Raw genomic sequence first — 4440 nt, 5'->3', positions numbered from 1 at the left:
GGACTTCGAACTTAAGGAGCCGGTTGTCAATGTTCAGTATACCAATTGCAGGGATGTAGATTGGATGATTGGGGGAGAGTACAGGCTCATCCAGGTGACGACACCTGTGAAGTATGTTGGAAATTCAGAGGGTCTCGAAGGAGTATATGCGCTTGTCGTATGGGAAAACAAAACCTGCCCGATAATTGGGGGGCGTGAAGAGGATGGAGTGCCGAAGGTTTTCGCAGACATTTCGTCTGAGCGTCATCTGGAGAATCACTGGTTTGTGGCGGCCAGCTACGAGCAGTTCACCTTCCTGAGAATCGATCTTCAAAGAAGTGATGAGGTAAGTGAAGAGAATCTTACCGAGCTAAACAAGAATCCGAAGATCAATCTGTTTGGATGGAGATATTTGCCCAATTTAGGAAAGGGGGGTGCTACTCTGAGCCATGCTACTCTGTATCCTCAAGAGATGGTGTTGAAGAAAATGTGGATTGGTACAGGCTCCGTGGAGTGGACTGGCCTTTCTTATGAGCAACATCCGTTGCAGACAAGGATCATAAGATCATTGGAAGCTTTGCCGATCAGAAGGTTTACATCGGCAAGTATGGCCCAAGGAATTGTCAGGTTGAATGTCGGCGATTCCAGGATACTTCCATAAATTACAGGAGGAGGAAGAGATGAACGGATACTTTGAGAAGAAAGTTGCTGTTGTTACTGGGGCCGCTTCAGGAATTGGGCTCGGTTTGGCCGAGGGAATGCTTTCTAGAGGCGCGAAGGCTGTATTTATGGCAGATGTAAGTCAGGAAAATCTCGATAGAGAATCGGAAAGACTGAATTCAAAGTATGAAGGGGAAGCAGTACCATTCCTCACTGATGTGACAAAAGAAGAGCAGGTGGAGAAGATCATCAAATCAGCAAGAGAGTACGAAGGACATCTTGACTTTGTATTCAACAATGCCGGAATAGGAATGACGATTCCAACCGAGATGGTCACTCTTGAGATCTGGAAGAATGTGATAGATATCAATCTCTGGGGAGTGATCTACGGAACGTACCAAGCCATTCCAATTATGAGAGAGCAGAAATCTGGTCACATAGTAAATACAGCTTCTATAGCGGGACTGGTCCCAGTTCCATATCAAGCGCTTTATGCAGGTACAAAGAGTGCGGTGAAGACTATCACTGAAAGCTTGTATTACGAGCTTCAAAATGAGGGCTTGAGATTCAGTGTTGTATGTCCGGGAAATGTTAGAACGGCTATCTTCAGAGGACTTACTCCTCCACCAGATTCAGTGTCTGTCGAAGAAGCGGTGAGCTACATATTCGAGAAGATGGAGAAAGGAGATCTGCTTATAGTCTTCCCGCAGAAATACCGCGATTTTGACGAAATGTATAGAACAGATCGAGAGAAATTTGATGAGTTTGCACTGAATTTGGCTGCAGAGAGACTGGAGAACTACAGAACCAAAGGTAACTACTATTGATTGGGCGGCTGCCTATGAATTTGACAAAAGTGTTTAGCGAATCGGAGCTGTCTCTTGAAGTAGTAATCTTGATGATAGCCGGGCTTATTCTTCTTATTACGGGGATACTGCTCTTTCCAGTGGCTACCGGAGGACTTCCCTATTATGAGAATGGACTTTACGGACTTCTGCTGGTCATGTTCTCCCTGCAGATCATTTCAATGGGGAAAACACCATTTGGCGACTTAAGACGATCGAAGTTTGTCGTGTTGGCGGGGCTTATCGTTGGTGGAATTGGAACGATAACCTGTTTCATTCCAGATGCCTTCAATGATATTCCCAGGCTTCTGCTATTCCTTTTCTTTGGCCCGGGAGGAGCTCTATTGCTTCTTCAGATGATCCTTTCGAAGGATAAGCTCAAAGCCTGGTCCAAATATGGTGGAATCTTCAAACACTTGATTGCCGGATGCACGGTGGCATATGTTTCATCGATTCTCATATCAGTACTTCTTTGGAATCAGAGCCTGTTGAGTGTTCAAATGACGGCGATCCTTGTTCTGATCTATGGAGCCGCTGTCGTATATCTTTCGTTTGTTTTGAGAAAGATATACAGCACTTACCCGCAAGAACAGAAGAGCAAAGACGGAGAAGTAGAACTACCCATCGACAGGGCCATGATTCTATTTACAAGTGTTTTTATGATTATTCTGGGCGTTTTATTAATACCAGTAAATCTCGGGCTTCTGCCTTTTTCGGGAAGTGCCCAGCTTGGCCTACTAATGATGATTTTTGCTATCCAGATGATTGCCTCGGGAAGCACCCCGATAGGAGTTTTCCCCAGATCTCTGCCGGTGATCCTTATCGGTCTTGTATTTGCAGCTCTTGGAACCGTATCTTGCATTATTCCGGAGATCTTGGTATATCCGCTTACCTTGCTTGTCGGTGTCCTCAATATATTGGGTGGAGCGCTTTCGCTCGGCAAATTCATCGGTCAACAAGCAAGCAGGACAGGCAGAGAAGACAGTAAGATACCCAGTGTGCTCATTAAGTTGACTATCGCGCAACTCACTCTGAATGTTCTTGCAATAACATTCGGGCTATCAATGCTGATCTCTCATCTCTTGCCGGGACTGGTTATTGGCGTGATTTTGGCGGCTAATGGAGCGGTGCTCCTGTACCTGCTTTACATTCTGTTCGTTATAGATAGAATACAAAAGGAGATGGAAACCAAATAGCGGCTAGAAATTCTCAGAGCCAATCAATTAAGTCCAGAGGAAGAAAGCATTTGGATTGATTCTTACCGGATAATCTATATTAGCGATTATCTCAATAGCATTTTTGGGAGCTGCCGACTTGAGATTAGGCCATCTGGCTTTGGATAATTCGTGTCGCAATGCAGATCCTGGTCTCTCAAGAGTTATTTGAACTTCTGACTTTGAAGTTCCATCGAAAGTGATTTAACTCTCTTCACCTGCACCACAAACGATTCAAGCCTGCTTTCGACGGTTGGAGTGAACGGGTTTCCATCGGACTCAAAGAAGAGAATTGGAATGTTGCCAGCGATCTTGAAGATCTCCATCTTGAGTTTGCTAGAGTTTTCTCTCAGGTGCTCCAGACCTCTTTCTGCAATAGCTTCGGCGATCCTTGTAGGCATACATCCAAATGGGCCTATAGAAATAACTCCATCGTAAGTATCTATCGATTCGAACAAAACTGCTCCAAGGGTCAGTATTGCCTCTCCGGTAAGCTTCGGATTCAAGAAGTCCTTAGAAGTGATCACCATGGACTCGATGTCGACGAAGTGTGGTTTATAAAGCCCGCTCTTTTCAAGAGTCTTCTTAATCCTTTTCTCAAATGCCTGTTTTACAAGGATTTCAACGTGTTTCGTTCCCCTCTTGAGCGGACCGAGTTCGGTCGGTACGTATCTCTTTAGGAGAATGTAGTCGAGATAATATATCCATTCTTCAATTGGAGATGCATGCATGATTATTCCGTTGTCGGCGAAAAATAGCTCCAGAGACTTTCTGGAGAATTCATCATTCCTGACGTAAATCTCTCCCGAGAGAAGGACTTTAGGTGCACTTTCGAAATCACTCTTCAGAGGAATGCGAGAGATGTTTTCACAAATCTCCTCCAGTTTCTTGGTCATTTCGCTGAAGGAGTCTCTTTTGACACTCTCTAGCATAATCTTGCGACCTTCTTTAGCCGCTTTGATTGCCTCATTTCTGTCGGATGCCAGTGTTAGCAAGGCATTTTCAACGTTGCAAAATTCGTCTGCAATAATCATGCTCGCCCAGATTCGCAGTTTCGCCTTGAGTCCTATGCCCGCATAACCGTTTTCAGAATTGAGAGAGAATAGGAGAACGTTGTTCGCGTTGTTCTTGTCAAGCCAGAGATCAATGTAAGTACTGTACTGTCCAAATCGGCAAGGGCCGCGAGTGTCTGGCATGAAGTACATTAATATGCTTTCGTCGTCTTTGTTCTCCTCGAGGTAACGAATTAGGCTTCCCAGAGTCAGGTGAAAAGGTAAACACTCCTTAGATAATGAGTTGGATTTCCCCAGTTGAAACTCCAGTTCGGTCGGTCTCGGAAGGACGTGACTGTTTATACCGACTTTTTCGAATGCGGTCGCTATAAGCTGAGCTGCAAACTCGCCCATGGTGGGAACGATTACTTTGACCGAAGGATCTGTAATGGGTATGTGTCTTCCATCCTGCAGCTCTATACTGAATGCCCCGTTGTTCGTCAAAAGTTTTGGCCGTTTCGCCCTATTGTTCGCGCCCAAATTCGTCTTTCTTTCGAGGGAGCTTCTGACGACATCGGCGAAGGCTTCGATCCTTGTCTCCACTCCGGCGTCTGACGTATGACTATCCAGTTCCAGAATCAGAGATGGCTTTTTCCCCATAATGTCTCTGAAGAAGGAGATCAAGAACGAATCAGGCCCGCAGCTGAAGTTAGTTATGTAGAGTGCGAATAGCTTTGGATTGCTTCTTAC

General features: G+C 45.2%; 3 protein-coding genes and 1 pseudogene. 3 read left to right on the top strand and 1 reads right to left on the bottom strand.

The annotated features are described in order from the left end of the window. From BG32_RS06925 to BG32_RS06915, 3 genes are all read left to right on the top strand, one after another. A partial coding sequence (locus tag BG32_RS06925) for an acetoacetate decarboxylase family protein (protein WP_121526604.1) occupies nt 1-640 on the top strand: 640 nt, incomplete at its 5' end. A gap of 19 nt (nt 641-659) precedes the next feature. Beyond that, nucleotides 660-1466: an SDR family oxidoreductase gene (locus BG32_RS06920; RefSeq protein ID WP_121526603.1), complete on the top strand. Its 807-nt coding sequence runs from the start codon at nt 660-662 to the stop codon at nt 1464-1466. Between the two features lie 14 nt (nt 1467-1480). Next, complete coding sequence (locus BG32_RS06915) at nt 1481-2680, top strand: hypothetical protein (protein WP_121526602.1); 1200 nt, start codon at nt 1481-1483, stop codon at nt 2678-2680. 182 nt (nt 2681-2862) lie between these two features. Here the strand turns inward: BG32_RS06915 and BG32_RS06910 are convergent. Next, a pseudogene (locus tag BG32_RS06910) lies at nt 2863-4440 on the bottom strand (2-hydroxyglutaryl-CoA dehydratase); the annotation flags it as partial.

Origin of the sequence: Mesotoga sp. HF07.pep.5.2.highcov (assembly GCF_003666285.1) — a bacterium.
Lineage (GTDB): Bacteria > Thermotogota > Thermotogae > Petrotogales > Kosmotogaceae > Mesotoga > Mesotoga prima.
The sequence above is the reverse complement of the archived record's forward strand: the minus strand, read 5'-3'. Positions and strand labels throughout refer to the sequence as shown.

Coding starts and splice junctions, on each gene's coding strand:
- BG32_RS06920 (WP_121526603.1), top strand. CDS start 660: ATGAACGGATACTTTGAGAAGAAAGTTGCTGTTGTTACTGGGGCCGCT.
- BG32_RS06915 (WP_121526602.1), top strand. CDS start 1,481: ATGAATTTGACAAAAGTGTTTAGCGAATCGGAGCTGTCTCTTGAAGTA.